This window comes from Aliikangiella sp. G2MR2-5 (assembly GCF_015687155.1).
GTDB lineage: Bacteria > Pseudomonadota > Gammaproteobacteria > Enterobacterales > Kangiellaceae > Aliikangiella.
The window spans coordinates 230,149-247,214 of record NZ_JADPQF010000004.1 but is presented as its reverse complement, the minus strand read 5'-3'; the positions used below and the strand labels follow the sequence as shown (position 1 = coordinate 247,214).

The window sequence follows — 17,066 nt, the reverse complement described above, 5'->3', positions numbered from 1 at the left end:
AGTTAACACTAAAAAGAGAAAAGGATCGAGGATATTTCTTTTATAGATAAAGAGAAGCGTCTCTCCTTATGGTAATCTTGTAGCAATTGATATTCAGTCTACAAAAATTTATTGAGTCATTTTATCTATGCAAATTAATCAAAACTCTCTAAGTAAAGCACGTCGAGAATTGCTGAGGTGTGAATATCTCGGACCCACAGTCAAAGCTTATGGTAGGTGTAACATTAATCCGGAAAACCGCGACCCCTTTGACGCGCTAATTGCTTCAATTATTTCGCAGCAGCTATCGGTTAAAGCCGCAGACACTATCGAAGGTAGAGTACGCGAACTTGTTGGAAAAAAATTTAAACCAACTGCAATAATCAATGCAAATGTGAATGATTTACGAAACGCAGGCTTATCTGGTCGAAAAGTAGAATATGTTCAGGGGATCGCCGATGCAGTGAAAAGGAAAAGACTCAATTTTAAGCAGCTAGAGTCAGCGAGTAACGAAGAAGTGATAGAAAAGCTCATTCAACTTCGAGGCGTAGGAAAATGGACGGCTGAGATGTTCATGATTTTTGCACTGGGTCGGATCGATATATTCTCTTCGTTGGACGTCGGCTTACAAAGGGGAATGCAAATACTTTTTGGTGAAGAGGCATACGATCTTGCGGCAATGGAAAAACTTGCCCAACGCTGGCAACCTTATAGGAGCATTGCCAGCTGGTATCTATGGCGACTTGCCGGATAACTTTATCAGGAATAATACTGCTTATAAATTCGCTGACAATATTTTACTAATACAGGATAATTTCTGGCAGATTCGTTGAAAGTATTATCCAGATCAGCAAGAATAACTTCTGCCAAAAACCCAAACAGTGTGGCGTCCAAAGAACAGGGTCTATCACCAAAAACAAAGGGTTTATCGCCTATCAAGTCTGTCAATGCTTGATAAGTCTTTTGACAAATACTGATGATTTCGTCCTTAGTGTGACGCGATACACCTTGACCGTAAAGTGTTCTAATCACTTGCTTTCTGGCAATAATCGGAACAATAGCGTTTAGCGGAAAAGGAAGCTTGCCAAAAAAGGCCTTTTTCACTTTTGCCCAGGATTCTTCATCCTGCCAGCGAGAATAGACTATTGCGAAATATAGGTTTTCATCCAAAGACTTGGTCGTAAGATAAGCAATGGCCTTCTGTTCAGCACTTAAATGGCCATCAAGTGGCCTGTTAAATTTATCTTCCAGATGATCAAAAATGAATTGTGAATCAGCAATTATCTTATCGTTATCTCTAATATAGGGAAGCTTGCCTTTTGGCGCGTGCTTTAAATTACTGAGTTTTGAAATTTTTCTATACTCAATTTTGGCCATCCGCAAGTAGGTGTCTACTTTTAGCACAAAAGGACTGGGATCTTCTAACCCCAAATTCGGTGTAAATCCATACAGTTCTATCATAGGTATTTTGCTCGTTCTCGTAAAGTTGCCCTACTATAAACGGTATCTCCTGACAGGGTAGTGTCAGGAGTGACAACTTGAGTGACAATTTTCAGACGCTTTGAGAAAATAACGTTATTTGAGAATACCTTTTTCTATCGCCAGCAATACAGCACGAGTTCGATCTCGCACCCCAAGTTTGGCTAATAAGTTTGATACATGGTTCTTGATGGTTCCTTCAGATTTGTGAAGCGCTTCTGAAATTTCCTTATTGGAACAACCACTAGCCATCAACCCCAAAACTTCCATTTCCCTGGGTGAAAGCGGCTCTATATTTTCCGGAGCCTCAAACTCAGATTTATACCCTTGTAGTCCCTGCATCAAACGTTCTGTGATTGCCGGTTGCATCAATCGATTTCCGGCATAAACCGTTTCTATTGCATCAATCAAAGTTTCCAGAGAAACATCCTTTAACAGGTAGCCTTTGGCACCAGCCTGGATACCCTTCAGAATAAACTCATGATCATCAAATGTAGTCAGGATAATCACAGGAATGGTAATCCCTTCACTAGCAAGAAGGTTAAGTGTCCCTATTCCATCAATTTTAGGCATGGATAGATCAAGTAAAATAACATCCGGCTGACAATGACCAATCGAGTCGACAACTTCGGAGCCATCTTTAGCTTCACCAACGACAGTGACCTTATCAGAAAGATTAAGCAGACTCTTAATACCTTCTCGAACTAGCATCTGGTCGTCGACCAGCATCACTCGGATAGACACCCTCAAACACCTCTTGAATACATTGGTGAAGCATTAGCCAATGGAATTTCGATGCTAATCTTAAGCGCATTTTTCAACCTGTTAATGTGCATGCAACCATTAAGCTCCTGTATTCTCTCTCGCATTCCTGTTAAACCATTACCTTGTTTAATATCAACGCCCGCTGAACCATTGTCGTACAACTCCAATACCAAATTTGACGGTTTGTTCTGCTTTAAATCTACCCAAAATTCAGTCGCGTTAGCATGACGCAAACTATTTGTCAGGGCTTCCTGGATTACACTGAACAGAGCCTTGGCGATATTCATTTGTTCTAAATTGAACTGGTATCTAATCTGACGATGTACTGTTAAACCAGGAAGAGAATCACACATCGCTTTAAGCATCTTGTCAAAATCAAGCTGCTGATTCTCTCTCAAAGCACTAACAGCTTCTCTAACATCGCTAAGTAATAATTTAGCTAACGCATGACACTGTTCTACTTTGGACTTTGCTTCGCCATCAGTCATTCTGCCAGCAACCTGCAGATTTATGATCAGTGCGGTTAGATGATGTCCAAGCAGATCATGCAACTCTCTGGCAATTCGCGTTCTTTCATTTTGTCTCGTAGCTTCAGTGAGTAGCGTTTGTGTTGCTTCCAGCTCTTTGTTTAACCTTTTAGCTTCGTCCGTTGCAATTTCAGAACGTCTCGTTTCATAGTTCATCAGTATTGCAAAGATTTGAAATGTGAGATACAGAAGACAGGTAAAGAATACGTTCTTATCACCCCAGTAGAAAGCATAGATGCTAAACCATAGCACTGAGATTAGCGTAGAAATAGTAACTGAAGCCCTCAAACTAAAAATGTGTGGCAAAATTGCGGACCAGATGATGATCAATATTGGCAAGAAATCCGCAGGGAAAAGGAATAGTAAGGCAAACGCTGAAACTAACTGTAAGCTTAAAACAACCAGTAACTTTGGTTTGCTATTAATGAAAGCGCTTTCTCTGACAATGGCCAGAAAACACGCAATGTATAAAAAGAAGCAGGCAACGATATACGGTGTTCTGTTTGCGATTGACTCTGGCGCTTGATGTAAAACATAGAGAGATATTCCGAGTATCACCGCCCAGGTCATAACAGCGGCAAGTTCAGCAAAAGAAAAGCGTTGGTTTAATATTTTCATATCCTAATTATGACAGATCTGGCAATAAACCCAATAGGCCAAAAGTCATGGTTTAAATTCGTGACTTCTCGCACTTAGAAGCAGCGAGAGAGTTACCTAAAATAGTTTGTCTTGAACAGGCATTAAGCAAAAAAATGCCATTCACTCAAAAACATAGACGAGGACAAACTTGATGGGCCCGTTAATACATCAAACCGCATTTTATATTCATGTTATCGCAGGAAGCATAGCACTGGTAGTCTTTTGGTTACCGATGCTAGCTTCAAAAGGAGGAACTATTCACCGTCAATATGGTCACTATTTTTCTATCGCTATGTATACAGTCGCATTGAGTGGATTGACCATGACATCTCTTGTACTGCTAGACCCTATAGGAATTCGCGCGCCAGAAAGAAATCTGACATTTGAAGCGGCGACTCAATTAGCCACGAAGAGCAGAAACTCTGCCGCTTTTTTATTTATGCTGTCGTTACTGGTATTGGTCAGTGTCCGTCAGGGGCTGCTCGTACTTAAAAGTAAACACAACAGAAAACTCCTACGACAGCCATTTCACCTGGCGCTTCTTTTACTTCTAGTCATTGCCGGTGTTTTTGTTGGATTAAGAGGGTTTGAGCTCAATATTGTGCTATTCCAGATTTTTGCTGTGATTTGTATTTTGGTTGGTTCTGGTCATCTCCACTATATATTCAAGCCTGTCATCAAACCCCGTGAATGGCTAATCGCCCACTTGAGTGCAATTATTGGGGCTGGTATAGGCGCTTATACAGCCTTTTTTGTATTTGGGAGTAGCCGGCTATTTTCACAGTTTGTCGATGGCGGTACTCAAGTTAGTTTGTGGATAATCCCCGGTCTAATAGGCACCGTCGGTTCAGCTTACCTAACACGTAAATACCGTCGAACTTATCGAGTCGCATAACTCTATTTCATCCAGTTAACTAAAGGAAAATAATATGCTTGTCAGAATCATAACTATAACATTGTTTTTATCATCGCTGATATTGCCATCAAGCTTGATGGCAAATCCAGCGATAGAAGCCTTTGATAAAAATAAGTTTGATAAAGCTAAGCAACTGTTTTTAAAACAGAAAAGCTCTCCAGAACAACAATACTATCTCGGTCGAATAGCCATCGCAGAAGCGGACCTTGATGAAGCTGAAGAGCGACTGGAAGAAGCAGTAAAGGCAGCTCCAGAGCAAGCAGATTATCATTATTGGTACGGTTCAGTTTGTTTGAGACAGGCAGCTAATGCATCTATTTTCAGCGCACCAGGTTACGCTAGCGACGGTAAGGAGCATTTACTTAGAGCTATTGAGCTGGATCCGAGTCATATACAGGCGATGAGAAACATGATTGCCTTTTACTCCCAAGCCCCTTCGATTGCTGGAGGTTCCATCGAGAAAGCCCTTCAAATGGCAGATAAACTGGAGGCGGTTTCCATCAAGGATGGACTGATTAGCAAGCTCGATATTTACCAGAAAGAAGAGCAGATAGATAAGCTAAACGAAACGGCCAAGCAAATAGAAGAAAAATTCAATAAGGATGCACAGGCTCTTGTAGCCGTCGGCTTTAGCTATCAACAAAACGAGCAGTTTGAAAAAGCTTTCAGAACCTTCCAGGCAGCAAGCGAAATAGATTCCACAGACAGTGCCCAACAAACAGCCAAGTTAACCTCTCTCTATCAAATTGGGCGTACTGCAGTACTCAGTAAACAAAACCTCGATATTGGAAAGAATGCTCTGGAAAAATACATGACCATGCAAGCTGGCACAGGTTTACCCAGTAAAGACTGGGCTCGCTACCGCCTTGCAATGATCTATCATGCTCTGGGAAACCTGGAAAAAACAAGGGCGTTAATTGATGAAATAGAGGACGATCAGGATGAAGCCCTAACAAAGCAGCTAAAAAAGTTTAAACGAAAACTTAAAAGCTAGCCCACTATTCAACTAGACACTTTCGAGGACTTTCCTTAAAGTCCTCTAACTAGCTTTATCTATTCCAGAATCTGTTCTTTATTTTCTTCCCTTCCGATCGCACTTAATTCATCTGCCTGTTCCCTGCTTAGCGGTGTGATCGATTTGATAAAGCACTTCTCAGGTAAAGTTTTTTGCAGCGGATCAGCCACTGAAACAGAATCAAACTTTGCATACAACGAGCTACTACTCTGATTCACAGCTATTGCTTGAGCAAATTTCAGATTAACACAGGGAGTTGATATTTTAATTAAATATGGTCGATTAAACGAAGTCGATAAAATAATGTACTCACTATTCAGGTAACGCCAACTATGTAATCTGAATGCAACAATAGAGTCTGTTCTCTCTAAATTATTTTGCTTGACATAGTTTTGGTAGGCCTTACTTCTGGCATCATCGTTCAATTTCATGCTACTGCAAGAAAGAATTGCAAAAATGGAAATGACTACTGCGATAGACTTTTTTATGTGAAAAACCAGAGTAGAAGTATTCAAACTAAAACCACCTTTATAATGACCAAATTCACAGTAAAAAAACTCAGCTAGGCCAGCATTAAAGGATTCATGCTTTCCTCGAATTTCTTCAAATATAATACCTAGACACTCCATTTTGGCAACTCGTTACAATTTAAATATTATAAGTACCAGGTTTTCAATAATTTAACTTTTAGCTCCTCAGGTTTGCCTTGTTTATGTCATCTTTGCAAACTATAACTTAATAAAGGAACCAATAAATTCCGAGGTTGCTTCCCAACGAATATTGATAGTTCTAGGTTGACTATCAGTATCTGCAGTACGACGAGGAGCAGGATGAATCACTGGACGAAATTACCGGTAAAACAACTCGTTGTTTTATCACTTATTACCACTCTCACTTTAATAAGCGCTGAGGCTAAACCTTCGCACTATAAGATAACCTTTGGCCAGTCTTTAATGTCGTTTGATTCTTCTCTTTACTTACAATCGGAAGACTTCTCTCGAGATGATTTTGTTGACTTTGAAAGCAACCTGAATTTCGATAAAAAAGTTAATTTAAGCATGCTTAAGCTGGAATCAGAGTTCATGCCCAACCATAAGTTTTCGCTTACCTTTTTACCTATTTCCAGACGAGCAATTGGCGGTCTTACAAAGGACTTTTCATTTAATCAGCAGACTTATGAAATCGGAAGCCAAATTGACTCACAATTAGATGTTAACGGATTTGATTTTGAATACACCTATGTTTTTTATCATAGGGGAAACTGGAGTCTAGAAGCTCTGACAGGGCTATACTGGGTTAACACAAAATTTAATCTCGACGTCTCTGCATACATCCAGAGTGATGAAGAAAAGATTTCGGGTAAGGGACATTACAGAGGCACTTCAAATACCAGTCTACCTATACCTCTGTTTGGCCTCGGAGCAGAGTACCGGCTAAGTGATCGTAGTAAATTACTTGGCTCTTTTCGTTACTTTGAGTCTTCCAATAACGGAAACGAAGGTTATACGACTTCGTCATTAGTTGCTTTGGAGTTTGATTTAGCAAGAAATTGGGGAATAGGAGTTTCTTATAGCTTTTTTAACGCGACGTTTAGGATCGAAAAAGACCTGCTAAAAGATGTTAATAGCCATATTTCCAGTGGAATTCAATGGGAATATCAGGGCACCAATCTGTATTTTTATGCTAACTTTTAATTGTAAAGTGCGAGCGTTGGACCACAGAGCGTCTATGGTCCGACAAAGCATTATAGCTGACTTAGAACATGTTCGGCGCTAGAGACTTCGAACTGCTTTGGCTCTTCGATAAATAGAGCTGTGACTTTGCCATTTTCAATAATGGCGGCAAAACGTTTACAACGAATCCCCATACCAGCAGCAGAAACATCAAAATCCAGGCCCAACGCCTTGGTAAAATCGGCATTACCATCTGCGAGCATTACAATCTCTTCTGCATTGCTCGCTTCTCCCCAGGCTTTCATAACAAAAGCATCATTGACTGACATACAAACGACTTGCTCAACACCTTTTGCTTTAATTTCATCAGCTTTTACAACAAAGCCGGGTAAATGTGCCGCCGAGCAGGTGGGAGTAAATGCGCCCGGAAGGCCGAAAAGAACCGTTTTTCCGCTTGCAAACAGGTCAGCAGTATCTATATCTGCGACTTCGCCGCCTTTGATAATTTTTACATTGGTAGAGGGGATAGTCTGGTTAATCTCAATTGTCATGGAATTTTTCCTAATCAGTTAATTGAATCTGGGCAGAGTATAAACCACCTACAACCTATATATAAATTGCATTAAACTCTAAACACCATAGTTTTTAGATATTAAACTGCTTATCAAGTACTTGCTCCAGCTCTTGCTGCACGACTCCTTTTAACGCCTTGAACATTATCCCCAGACGTACCGTCACTTCGACCGAATGCTCAGAAATCTCTATAGAGCCATTCGCACCTTTACGACGAAAAAACATTGTTTTTTCATTGTCCCATTCTGACGAAATCCCCAGTTTTTGCTCTAACTTAGAAGCAACCTTATTCACTCGCCGCGTAACTTCGTCTATTGATAACTGGTGTTCTCTGATTAAGCTGATAACTGCCATGATAAAACTCTCGCTTCCGTCAATTAATCTTTATTCGACTGATTATCAGAATCTCTACTTGACTCTGATTTTGTTGATTTCTTTTTGGATGAACTTTTACTGGTAGAACCATCACCGAACAAGCCCCTGTCTGAATCCACCATTCGCCCAGAGCGCTTAGCAATCTTCTCCAGTTTTTCGTTTATCTCGGTCATCTGCTTGTGCGTCCCCAGATCAAGATCCAGCTTCCCATTCATTACCTGAACCAGAGGATTGAGTGTCTCATGTAACAAGGTAGCAAACTGGTCAATTTGTGAAACGGTACCATTGGAATCATCTATTTTAGACTCTGCTGCCAATTGTTGGGATTGTGTTTTAATAGCATTCTCCAACTGTGAACCGAACCGATTAATCGCAGCTACAAACTCTTTTTGCCAGGAGATTTCTTGCCTTTCTGCGATTGAATTAGCTTGCGCAGTTTCATTCGCTACAACGATGTTTTTCTCAGCAACTGCTCGCCAGGCATTGATGCCACTCACCAAATCATTTAACTGCACAACAATTTTACTTCCCGTGTCGGCATCATCTCCACCCATTGCTTTATTGCGTACATAATCTTTTTTGATCTTCTCCCACCGACTCTCCTGCTCGGCATTTAGCGTATTTCTGAGTTCGCCTAGTTTGAGTAAATTAGCCTCTGTTCCCGTGGTCAGAAGTTGTGACTCTCCCTGATAGTGATCATCTATCAAACTATGTATTTCATCTTCGGTCATAATGGCGGAAACTTTTTCTACCATCTTATTCATGTTTCGGTAAGAGCCTTGTAACTTAAAGGTAGGTTCTGTTCTGAATTTGTCGTCTTGCGCACTTGCAGTGATGTATTCCTGATTGACCCGCCATACAACTTGCTGAATAAACTTTAGCTTTTTTAAAACTTCAACAATTTCCTTTACTTCGGCACTACTATATTGGTGTGAAAGTTCAGTTGTAGCAATGTCTTTGCCATTCGCCATATCGAGAAATTTATATACATCTCCCATATCACGCGTCGCTAAAGGCGCTAGAACCGGATTAGAAGTGAGTGCGTTCTCTATATAGCTTAGCGCAAACACTTCTTCCTTTCCGCTCAGCACATCACCCAAGTTGTATATATCAGCACGGTTAGCGAGCATATCTGGAATTTGGAAAGACTCACCAGATTCAGTATAGGGATTACCTGCCATAACTACACAAAACTTTTTGCCGCGCATATCGTAAGTCTTTGTTTTTCCTTTCCAGACTCCTTCGATCCTTCTGGTTCCATCACACAAAGATATAAATTTTTGTAAAAACTCACTATTGGTGTGTTGGATATCATCTAAATAGAGCATCACATTGTTACCCATCTCTAATGCAAGGTTAAGCTTTTCAAGCTCTTGCTTTGATGCACTATTATCTGCTTGAGCAGGGTCAACTGAAGTGACTGAATGGCCAATAACCGGGCAATTAATTTTCATGAAAATTAAACCCAGTCTATCTGCGACATATTCCATTAATGTGGTTTTACCGTAACCGGGTGGAGAAATCATTAATAATAACCCCATCAGATCGGTACGTTTGTTATCACCTACGGTTCCCATTTGTTTGGCGAGGTTATCACCAATAATGGGTAAATAGACCTCGTTAATTAGTCTATTTCTCACAAAAGAGGACAAGGGTTTCGCTTTAAATTCATCCAGGCGTAGGAAATTTCTTTGCTCCTTAATTACTTCGTGCCTGGTTTTAAGAAATGCCTCATAACCCGGTATTACACAATTTCGATGATAGCGATTTCTTTCAATAAATTCATCCAGTCGCAGCGAAAGTTTTCTTTCCTTGATCAATGGGTGACTCCCCATCAAACCTTCAACTTCAAACTGGATATCTATCTCACGATCACTACGGCTTATGCGTTGTTCCGCGTTCAAGATACCGATCGCTTCACCGACAAATGCCTGAAACTCAATTTTATTTTGCGATTTAACATAGGCATTTAACCAGCTTGAAGTTAACAGCCAGCGCTTACCCACTTGTCCTTTTAAGTCCTCAAGACTTTTAACAAAGTCGCGCCATCCCCCCTGAGTTTCCATATGGGTTTTAAAAGCATCGCATAATTGACGGGCGTATTTTGAAGTGGCAAAACTGACGTGCTCTGCGGCAAGCTCATCGCATAAATATTCAGCGCTACTGGCGATAAGCTGTTCGGACTGCGACAGCTGGTATTCCGCTAAAAAAGCCTCGATAGCGGCTTTTATTTCCTCTACCAAATCAGACTTTGCCTGAACATTGTTGAACAGGTTAACCATTAATCGAGCGTTACCGGCTCGCTGCTGCCATAAGCGAGTAGAATCGTCTCTTTGCATATTGGCCCAGAAAATACAGGCCAGCCCGCGAGCAAGCGGCGCAAATTTAAAAACCCCGGCAATTTCATAAACCGGCACAACCTGTTTCAGAATTAGCGCTGCATCATAGTCATGTATGCCTTTTTCATAACCTTCTTTGTAACGCGGAGTAGCAAACTCGGAAACCAGCTGATTCAGAAGTTTGAAATCCGCAGCCGCGGTAGTCAGCTTTTGCCAGTCCAGTCCAAACTCTTCGCTGATTGCCGAGGTTAATATCTGATAGGCCAGATATTCGGAACGATACAAATTATCAGATTCTGAAGGTACGGTGATATGCCAGAAGTTTTTCAGGGCATTGAGCTTTTCGTTAGTTAAAGGCTCAGAATAATCAGTTCCCGTCAGGCGTACGTTTAGCCCGTCGCCTTTTGGCAATAGGGTCAGGTCCAGCTCCTGACTATTCACGGAAAATTTATGCCGCGGCCCCAGCTTGATAACATTGCCGCCTTCTTCATAGAGATCACTTTTATCTCTTAACGAGCGAACCGATTGTTCTTTGATCCCTTTTAAGCGAGCACTCAAGTCTTCCGCTTTAACACTGTCATCCAGTTCGATAAGTTGCCCGATTAAATCGCGAACTTTATTAACCAGACCATCGGCAGCAAAGAACGCGTTTAACTCATCCGTTTCATTAAAGCGTTTTACTCTTCTTTGAATACTTTGCAATATTCGCTCACCTGCTTCAGCCAATGATTGCGCTTTTCGCTGTCTCGCTTCAACCAGCGTTTGTTTATGCTCTTCGAAGGTTTCGAATATTTCCTCTCGCTTGGCGATAATATCGGCAATGAACTCTTCATAATCACTAAACTCGCCCTCGAGCTCTTCCAGCTGAACCAGGAGCCGCGAGACTTGCTCATCGCATCGCTCGGGAGTCGTCGACAAGCTGATAGCATTATGAATACTTTGATTCAATAATTTGAGCCTTGCGCCGAACTGCGCTGTAGCTTCCTTGTTTCCCATCGATCTTCGTTGATGATCCAGCTGTGCTTTTTGCTGATTTAACTGGCTGTACAAAGCGGACACAGCGTCCACGATTTTTGTCTGCAATGTCGCATCATCCACTTTTAGCGTGGCCATCATTTCAGAAATCAGATCCAGACCTTGCGCCATGCTATCGAGCGACTCAATGAAGGGTCTTAGTTCAGCGTTACTTTTACATTTGACGCTATTTTTAGCAATTTCATCGAGCTCCTTGTAATAGCTATCGAGGGAATCATCTGAAGCAAGAAACTCAACAGTTTGCTGATTGAGCTTATCCTCTACAACACCAATTTCCTGATCGAGTTCGTCTATTTTCTGAATATCGATATAGCGATACTCTCTGATACTCATCAGATGACCGCGATGCTGTCGGATATTATTTAACCCGTCGACAAAATCCTGCGGCGAATGCCAGCTGTCCGGCTCAATGTGTTGGATAATTTCCTTTTGCCGAACTTCCGAATCTCGCAAAGCCTTGCTGGATTGCAGTCTTATGCTTTCAACTTTTTCATATTCATCGATGACTGACTCTGAAGTTTGTGCGATCGCTTTTATTAGTTCTGCGATTTCTTTGAGTTCCCTTGAGTCCAGCCAATAATAGGCGTCGAAAATTTTTGAACAATTTTCACTTAATTCATTGTAGTGAGTTGCCGAAACTTCTTCGGAAGCCACACTTTTGGCGATAGAGTAGAGCTCAGATATTCCTCTAACCAGTTCGGCATTGCCTATCTTGCCGTAAAAACTTGTCGACTCAGGTTGCTGACTGGCAAAAACTTCTGAGAAGTAGGGAGTCTGCCAGATCTGTAAAGGGTGAACGCGACTCGGTTCGTCTTCCGCATAGAAAATAATCATCCGACCATCTTCATAAAAACCGTAACCGTGCCCGAAAAGTGGATTCTGCAGTGACTTCTCAATCAAATTATAGGGGTAAAGCGCAATGATGTTGGTTTCCGGCTGATAAAAAATGTAGAGCACGTCTTCACCATTGGGTGAGCGCAATGTCTTTTTATAGACCAGCCCGTTTAAATCATCATCAAAAGTTTTATATTCTCCGGTCGTCAGATAATAACCTCCAGGGAAAATAATTCCATGGTCTTCCGGAAGCTGCTGACAGGCATCCCCGATCTGATCAATACGGGTGATCGATTCGTTTTGTCGATTAAAAACCAGATAGCGAAAATTATCTTCCAGATAGGGTTTTATCTTTAACAAAATGAGTTGATTCAGATCGGCAAAGTAAAACTCAGCGTCATCCAGTGACTGATTTTTTTCCTCCACTGACTCCGAATAAATTCCTCTACCAACATTGGTATTGTTCTCAATTTTTATAGTGATATCGCCACGCAGATTATCGACAAATAAAGTATCCAGAATGTTGATGTGGGGATTGCGGCCATCGATAACATCGTCTCGCTGACATTGAGACCATTCAAAGTCATGACTGTCCGGTAGTCGCAGATCTCTTTCTCCACGGTTATCAATGTATTCAATTCGTTTTCCATCAGCCGAAACTTCCCAGCGAAAAACACGAATATCGCTGAGCTTGTCGCCAATCTGAAAAGAAGCAAGGAGTTTATTATCCTTAAGTACAAGTTGAGAAAGGCTGGTATTTTTATAGTAAGCGTAAAGCTCTTCAAACTCTTCGATAAATCGTTGATCATTCAGAAATGAATCGATGGTCGGTACGTTTTTTAATTCATACTGTCCATCTTTTTCTTCGAGCTTATAAAGCGAAAAAACATCGTCAACTTTGGTTTCCTTGCGTAGACCGATGAAAACGTTATACCCAAAAAGAACGTGTTCGCCGACAATGACTAAATCTTTTGCCTGACAATTATTTTCAGTACGTAGCCGCATACGCCCCAAAACTTTCATTTCGGTAGTACCAAACTCCGCCTGACGCTCACTGTTGATTTTAGCGGTCAAGTTTTCAAGCGTCTTGCCTTGCTTGATCAATCGTTGTCGAATGATGTCATAGGCGCCACCCTCGGCAACTGCTTGCTCTACGATCGAGTTGTCTTGCTTTTGATCAGTCACAAAAATTCCTGCCTTTCCCTGAGTTCTGCAGATTTATAGAAGACCAGCTCTTAAACCTGCAGATCGATTGAATACTAAAAACGGAAATATAGGCCCAAATTATTGGGCCGTAATCAGCTCGTTATACTTCGTTCTTGGAAGGTTCAATGATTTCAGGCTTATTGCTAGCACCGCCTAGCAGCTTTTCCATTAAAGCCTGAACGATAGGACTTTTTTCGATAAATCCGTTGACGGCATTACCGGCACCCATACCTTTAGCTAACTTATCGAAGTAATCACCTTGTCCGCCGACGATATCAATATTGGCATTCTTAAGTGCTGCAGAAAGCACTTCAGCCTGATCACCCGATATTTCTTTGTTAGCGTCAATCGACGCAAGTACTTCTTTCAGGTTGTATTCAAGATTCATTCTGAACTCTTCAAATTCGCGAGAATCTTTACTCATATTGTTCATCGCAGCGAATTTTTCAACCAGCGCATCTGCTTCAGCTTTACCTTTTTCACGTAAAATGTCTGCTTCGCTCATACCGATTTCTCGTTTGGCAACAGCATCAGCTTTACCCAGCTGCTCGTTACCTCTCGCTTCAGCAGTTAGCTTCTCTTCAAGTACATTGGCTTCAGCAAGGCCTTCTTTTTGCAGCGAAGCTGCTTTTGCTTCCTGCACTCTGGCCTGAGCGAAACCTTCTTTCTCGAAAGCATCTGCTTTTGCTTCAAGGACTTTAGCCTCAGCTAATCCGGATGCTGCTCGAGTCGCTTGCGTACCTTCGGCAATTTTCTTTTCTGCCTCTGACTTTTTCGCTGCGGCTTCAAGTTCTGCTTGCGCGAGCATATTAATCTCTCTTGATTTATGCTCTGCTTTTTTCTCTTCAGCTTCAGCTCGTTTTACCGTATGAACAAGTTCTTCCTGTGCCGAAGCTTCAGCGGCTAACACTTTTACCTGTTTCTGACGGTCAGCTTCGGAGACTTCCTGAACTTCTTTAATTCGCTCTTCTTCTTCTGCTACTTTTTTCTCGACCGCTATTCGCTCACTGATCGTTTGCGCAATAATTTTCTTTTCTTCCTCGAGCGCTTTATCTTTATCGATAATTGAAAGCTCAACTTCACGCTCACGGTTTACCGCTTCCATTTGTTGTGCACGGATAACTTTTTCTTTTTCAACGACTACAGCGCGTTCACGATTTTGCTCAGCGACTTCAATCTGACGCATTTTATTTTCTTCACGGATCGCGATCTGTTCGTCTGAAGCAATTCTAGCCTGTTCTGCTTTGAGCTTCTCTTCAGCTTCTACTTTTAGTGTTTCGGCTTGCTCTCTAGCTCTGATAGTTGCGATTTCACGCTGCTGCTTTGCTGTTGCATCTTCTTCCTGACGCTCTAAAGCAAGAAGAGCTTCTTTGGTTTCAACATTCTTTTTGGTGATCGCTAGTTCTTCATCTTTTTCCAATCGATTAGTTTCGACATTTTGAACGGCAGTAATTTCTGTGATTCGACGAATACCTTCAGAATCAAGAATATTATTTGGATCAAGTTGAGATTTAGGAGTCTGCTCTAGAAAGTCAATCGCGACGTCTTCCAGAGCATAGCCGTTAAGATCATCACCAATAACATCAACTATTTTTTCTCTAAATTGAATGCGATTTTCAAATAACTCAAGAAAATCCATTTTCTTACCGACTGTTTTTAACGCTTCTGAAAACTTGGCGTTAAATAATTCGTTTACAGCTTCTCTGTCTGAAGCTCGTTCAACTGAAATCGCTTTTGCGACTTTTAGAACATCATCAGTTGTTTCATTCACTCGAAGATAAAATGCTACTGTTATATCCGCTCTTAAGTTATCCTTACAAATCAAACCATCTTTTCCACGACGGTCAATTTCCAGAGTAATCAATGAAATTTTCATTACTTCCATCTTGTGCACAACGGGTATCACTAGTGCTCCAGTAAAACTAACTTTCGGTTTAGCCCTCAGGTTATTGACTATCAGAGCATAGCCTTGCGGAACCTTTTTGTAGACTGACGCGACAAAAATCCCAATAAATATGATTACGGCGAGTATCGCTCCCGCAATAATAAAGATTTCAGAACCCATGTTAATCCCTCATTTATTAATTAAAATTTATTGCTTTCAAATTCCTTTTCAGGAACGACTTGATAAATAGAACTTTCCACTTCTACGCTGATTACTCTAGCTAGATCACCTTTAACTAGGTGATATTTTTCGTCTGAGCGAACTTTTAAAATCAGACTAGCTCCGTCATTTAAGCATTCGGCTTCTCCAAAATCAGACGTTACCTTCGTCGTTCTGACTTTGCACTGCTTACCCAATAATGATTGACTAGTGGTCGAACTATTTAATTTTGTAAAAAGCTTTCTTAGTGGTTTAATTATTTGTGCTGTAATTGGTATTGACATTAGAAAACTTACTACTAATATTCCTGCCCCAATAAGATAACGTATAGCATCAGAATTATTCCAAAATAATCCATATTTCACCGCAAAGTAAGATATTAACCAGGAACAAAAGAAGATTATCGTTAAAACGATGAAAATAGGAACACCAGTCAAACCTAAGGTCACGAGAAAACCTGCAACCCCACTTACATCTCCAACATCACCGTCAAAATCAATGTCCAGATCAAAAAACTCAACATCGAAAAGGCCCAGTGCCATTAATAACCAAACTCCAATAATGACGAGATTAATGGTTGTAAAAATAGCAACTGGAAAACTGCCTGCAATTTCAAGAACACTTTCCATATCAACTCCCTAAGCCCTTGCTTGCTTTCTATTATTTTTTGTTCGAAGAATTGGTAGCCAAGCACTAAAGATTCCTGCCAAAAAACCAAATAGATGGCCTTCAAAACTCACAGATTGTCGAAAATCTAGCAGACTAAACACTATTCCACCGTAGAGCGCAATAGTTATTATTGCAATCATCAAACTTTTTAGATTTCGGTCAAATATTGCACTACTAATAAGATATCCCCAGTATCCCATGACCAACCCTGAAGCGCCCGCATGCAAACCACTTCGAGCGAATAACCAGACAAGAGTACCTGTGATTAGCATTATGCTTAGGGTTACTTTTTCGGCATTCCCCTTAATGCAAACCATGATGCCCAGAATAGCCACGGGAAGTGTATTGGAGAAGAGATGCCCAAAGTTCCAGTGGAGAAAGTGAATACTCACAATACCGTATAGCTGCGAAACATCTCTTGGTAACAAGGCGAACTGGTTGAGTCGATGCTCCACTACCAGATTAACAATTTCAATCAACCAAAGCAGGACTAAAAAAAATCCCAATAGTTTCATACTCTGGATTGATTCTTTATTCACTTGATCACTTATCCTCTTTCATCACATCATCGATTATTGTTTGAGCTGCCTTTTCTTTAATCTTTAATTTGTCTTCCAAATTCACCGCATATTTCTCAGCAAGAAGTATATAGTCTTCTTCAGACAGTGAAATAGTCAGTCTTGGGCGCACTGGTTTCTTACAGGGCAACCCCAAAATCGCTCTCATTTGATCAGATGGAGACAGATCATTATGGATCGCTTTTAATTTCAAACGCTTCTGTGCTTCAGTTGAAATATCAAAAGCAACTTGTGTCGCTTTAATCGCTTTTTTCTCGCTGGAAAAAAGTTCTCTCTTTTTATTGGCCTTTTTCGTCACGGTAATTCTTTTGAGGTTATTGGCGCCGTTAAGTACTATCTGACTACAACGGCGCATTATTA

At 41.0% G+C, this 17,066-nt stretch carries 16 protein-coding genes; 5 read left to right on the top strand and 11 right to left on the bottom strand.

All coding sequences use genetic code 11. The features are described 5' to 3' along the window. Positions 1-127: 127 nt before the first annotated feature. On the top strand, positions 128-733 hold the full coding sequence (locus IYN84_RS14115; RefSeq protein ID WP_196139884.1) for a DNA-3-methyladenine glycosylase: 606 nt from the start codon (positions 128-130) through the stop codon (positions 731-733). A 5-nt stretch (positions 734-738) separates the two neighbouring features. Here IYN84_RS14115 and IYN84_RS14110 read toward each other — a convergent pair whose 3' ends face one another. From IYN84_RS14110 to IYN84_RS14100, 3 genes are all read right to left on the bottom strand, one after another. Next, the gene (locus IYN84_RS14110) at positions 739-1,440 is read right to left on the bottom strand and encodes a glutathione S-transferase family protein (RefSeq protein ID WP_196139883.1); all 702 of its coding nucleotides are present in this window, start codon (positions 1,438-1,440) and stop codon (positions 739-741) included. A gap of 114 nt (positions 1,441-1,554) precedes the next feature. Next, on the bottom strand, positions 1,555-2,202 hold the full coding sequence (locus tag IYN84_RS14105; protein WP_371734891.1) for a response regulator: 648 nt from the start codon (positions 2,200-2,202) through the stop codon (positions 1,555-1,557). A 2-nt stretch (positions 2,203-2,204) separates the two neighbouring features. Further along, entirely contained in the window at positions 2,205-2,906 is a 702-nt protein-coding gene (locus IYN84_RS14100; protein ID WP_196139882.1) for a sensor histidine kinase, read from the bottom strand. 79 nt (positions 2,907-2,985) lie between these two features. Between IYN84_RS14100 and IYN84_RS14095 the strand changes: the two genes are divergently transcribed. The 3 genes from IYN84_RS14095 to IYN84_RS14085 all read left to right on the top strand — a co-directional run bounded on the left by IYN84_RS14095 (position 2,986) and on the right by IYN84_RS14085 (position 5,299). Then, positions 2,986-3,276 (top strand): hypothetical protein, encoded by a 291-nt coding sequence (locus IYN84_RS14095; RefSeq protein WP_196139881.1) that lies wholly within the window; start codon positions 2,986-2,988, stop codon positions 3,274-3,276. A gap of 264 nt (positions 3,277-3,540) precedes the next feature. Then, entirely contained in the window at positions 3,541-4,284 is a 744-nt protein-coding gene (locus tag IYN84_RS14090; RefSeq protein ID WP_196139880.1) for a hypothetical protein, read from the top strand. 34 nt (positions 4,285-4,318) lie between these two features. Beyond that, positions 4,319-5,299, top strand: coding sequence for a lipopolysaccharide assembly protein LapB (locus tag IYN84_RS14085; protein WP_196139879.1), 981 nt, complete (start codon positions 4,319-4,321; stop codon positions 5,297-5,299). A gap of 59 nt (positions 5,300-5,358) precedes the next feature. Here IYN84_RS14085 and IYN84_RS14080 read toward each other — a convergent pair whose 3' ends face one another. Further along, positions 5,359-5,949 carry a DUF6491 family protein gene (locus IYN84_RS14080; RefSeq protein ID WP_196139878.1) on the bottom strand — a complete coding sequence of 197 codons (591 nt, stop codon included), beginning with the start codon at positions 5,947-5,949 and terminating at the stop codon, positions 5,359-5,361. 201 nt (positions 5,950-6,150) lie between these two features. Here IYN84_RS14080 and IYN84_RS14075 point away from each other — a divergent pair, with 201 nt between their 5' ends. After that, positions 6,151-7,014: a hypothetical protein gene (locus IYN84_RS14075; protein WP_196139877.1), complete on the top strand. Its 864-nt coding sequence runs from the start codon at positions 6,151-6,153 to the stop codon at positions 7,012-7,014. A gap of 50 nt (positions 7,015-7,064) precedes the next feature. Here the strand turns inward: IYN84_RS14075 and IYN84_RS14070 are convergent, their stop codons facing one another. The 7 genes from IYN84_RS14070 to IYN84_RS14040 all read right to left on the bottom strand — a co-directional run bounded on the left by IYN84_RS14070 (position 7,065) and on the right by IYN84_RS14040 (position 17,061). Further along, a complete protein-coding gene (locus IYN84_RS14070; protein WP_196139876.1) occupies positions 7,065-7,544 on the bottom strand; it encodes a peroxiredoxin in 480 nt (159 codons plus the stop codon). 94 nt (positions 7,545-7,638) lie between these two features. Next, a complete protein-coding gene (locus IYN84_RS14065) occupies positions 7,639-7,920 on the bottom strand; it encodes a polyhydroxyalkanoic acid system family protein (protein ID WP_196139875.1) in 282 nt (93 codons plus the stop codon). Between the two features lie 23 nt (positions 7,921-7,943). Then, the gene (locus tag IYN84_RS14060) at positions 7,944-13,334 is read right to left on the bottom strand and encodes a DNA repair ATPase (RefSeq protein ID WP_196139874.1); all 5,391 of its coding nucleotides are present in this window, start codon (positions 13,332-13,334) and stop codon (positions 7,944-7,946) included. Between the two features lie 121 nt (positions 13,335-13,455). Further along, entirely contained in the window at positions 13,456-15,420 is a 1,965-nt protein-coding gene (locus IYN84_RS14055) for a flotillin family protein (protein ID WP_196139873.1), read from the bottom strand. 20 nt (positions 15,421-15,440) lie between these two features. Further along, entirely contained in the window at positions 15,441-16,088 is a 648-nt protein-coding gene (locus IYN84_RS14050; protein ID WP_196139872.1) for an OB-fold-containig protein, read from the bottom strand. 9 nt (positions 16,089-16,097) lie between these two features. Next, positions 16,098-16,667 carry a rhomboid family intramembrane serine protease gene (locus IYN84_RS14045; protein ID WP_196139871.1) on the bottom strand — a complete coding sequence of 190 codons (570 nt, stop codon included), beginning with the start codon at positions 16,665-16,667 and terminating at the stop codon, positions 16,098-16,100. Positions 16,668-16,671: 4 nt separating this feature from the next. Further along, positions 16,672-17,061 (bottom strand): hypothetical protein, encoded by a 390-nt coding sequence (locus IYN84_RS14040; protein ID WP_210330508.1) that lies wholly within the window; start codon positions 17,059-17,061, stop codon positions 16,672-16,674. Positions 17,062-17,066 lie beyond the last annotated feature (5 nt).

Excerpts from the sequence above, each read along its gene's own strand:
- IYN84_RS14115 (WP_196139884.1), top strand. The coding sequence starts at position 128 with ATGCAAATTAATCAAAACTCTCTAAGTAAAGCACGTCGAGAATTGCTG.
- IYN84_RS14110 (WP_196139883.1), bottom strand. The coding sequence starts at position 1,440 with ATGATAGAACTGTATGGATTTACACCGAATTTGGGGTTAGAAGATCCC.
- IYN84_RS14100 (WP_196139882.1), bottom strand. The coding sequence starts at position 2,906 with ATGAACTATGAAACGAGACGTTCTGAAATTGCAACGGACGAAGCTAAA.
- IYN84_RS14095 (WP_196139881.1), top strand. The coding sequence starts at position 2,986 with ATGCTAAACCATAGCACTGAGATTAGCGTAGAAATAGTAACTGAAGCC.
- IYN84_RS14090 (WP_196139880.1), top strand. The coding sequence starts at position 3,541 with ATGGGCCCGTTAATACATCAAACCGCATTTTATATTCATGTTATCGCA.
- IYN84_RS14085 (WP_196139879.1), top strand. The coding sequence starts at position 4,319 with ATGCTTGTCAGAATCATAACTATAACATTGTTTTTATCATCGCTGATA.
- IYN84_RS14080 (WP_196139878.1), bottom strand. The coding sequence starts at position 5,949 with ATGGAGTGTCTAGGTATTATATTTGAAGAAATTCGAGGAAAGCATGAA.
- IYN84_RS14075 (WP_196139877.1), top strand. The coding sequence starts at position 6,151 with ATGAATCACTGGACGAAATTACCGGTAAAACAACTCGTTGTTTTATCA.
- IYN84_RS14070 (WP_196139876.1), bottom strand. The coding sequence starts at position 7,544 with ATGACAATTGAGATTAACCAGACTATCCCCTCTACCAATGTAAAAATT.
- IYN84_RS14065 (WP_196139875.1), bottom strand. The coding sequence starts at position 7,920 with ATGGCAGTTATCAGCTTAATCAGAGAACACCAGTTATCAATAGACGAA.
- IYN84_RS14055 (WP_196139873.1), bottom strand. The coding sequence starts at position 15,420 with ATGGGTTCTGAAATCTTTATTATTGCGGGAGCGATACTCGCCGTAATC.
- IYN84_RS14050 (WP_196139872.1), bottom strand. The coding sequence starts at position 16,088 with ATGGAAAGTGTTCTTGAAATTGCAGGCAGTTTTCCAGTTGCTATTTTT.
- IYN84_RS14040 (WP_210330508.1), bottom strand. The coding sequence starts at position 17,061 with ATGCGCCGTTGTAGTCAGATAGTACTTAACGGCGCCAATAACCTCAAA.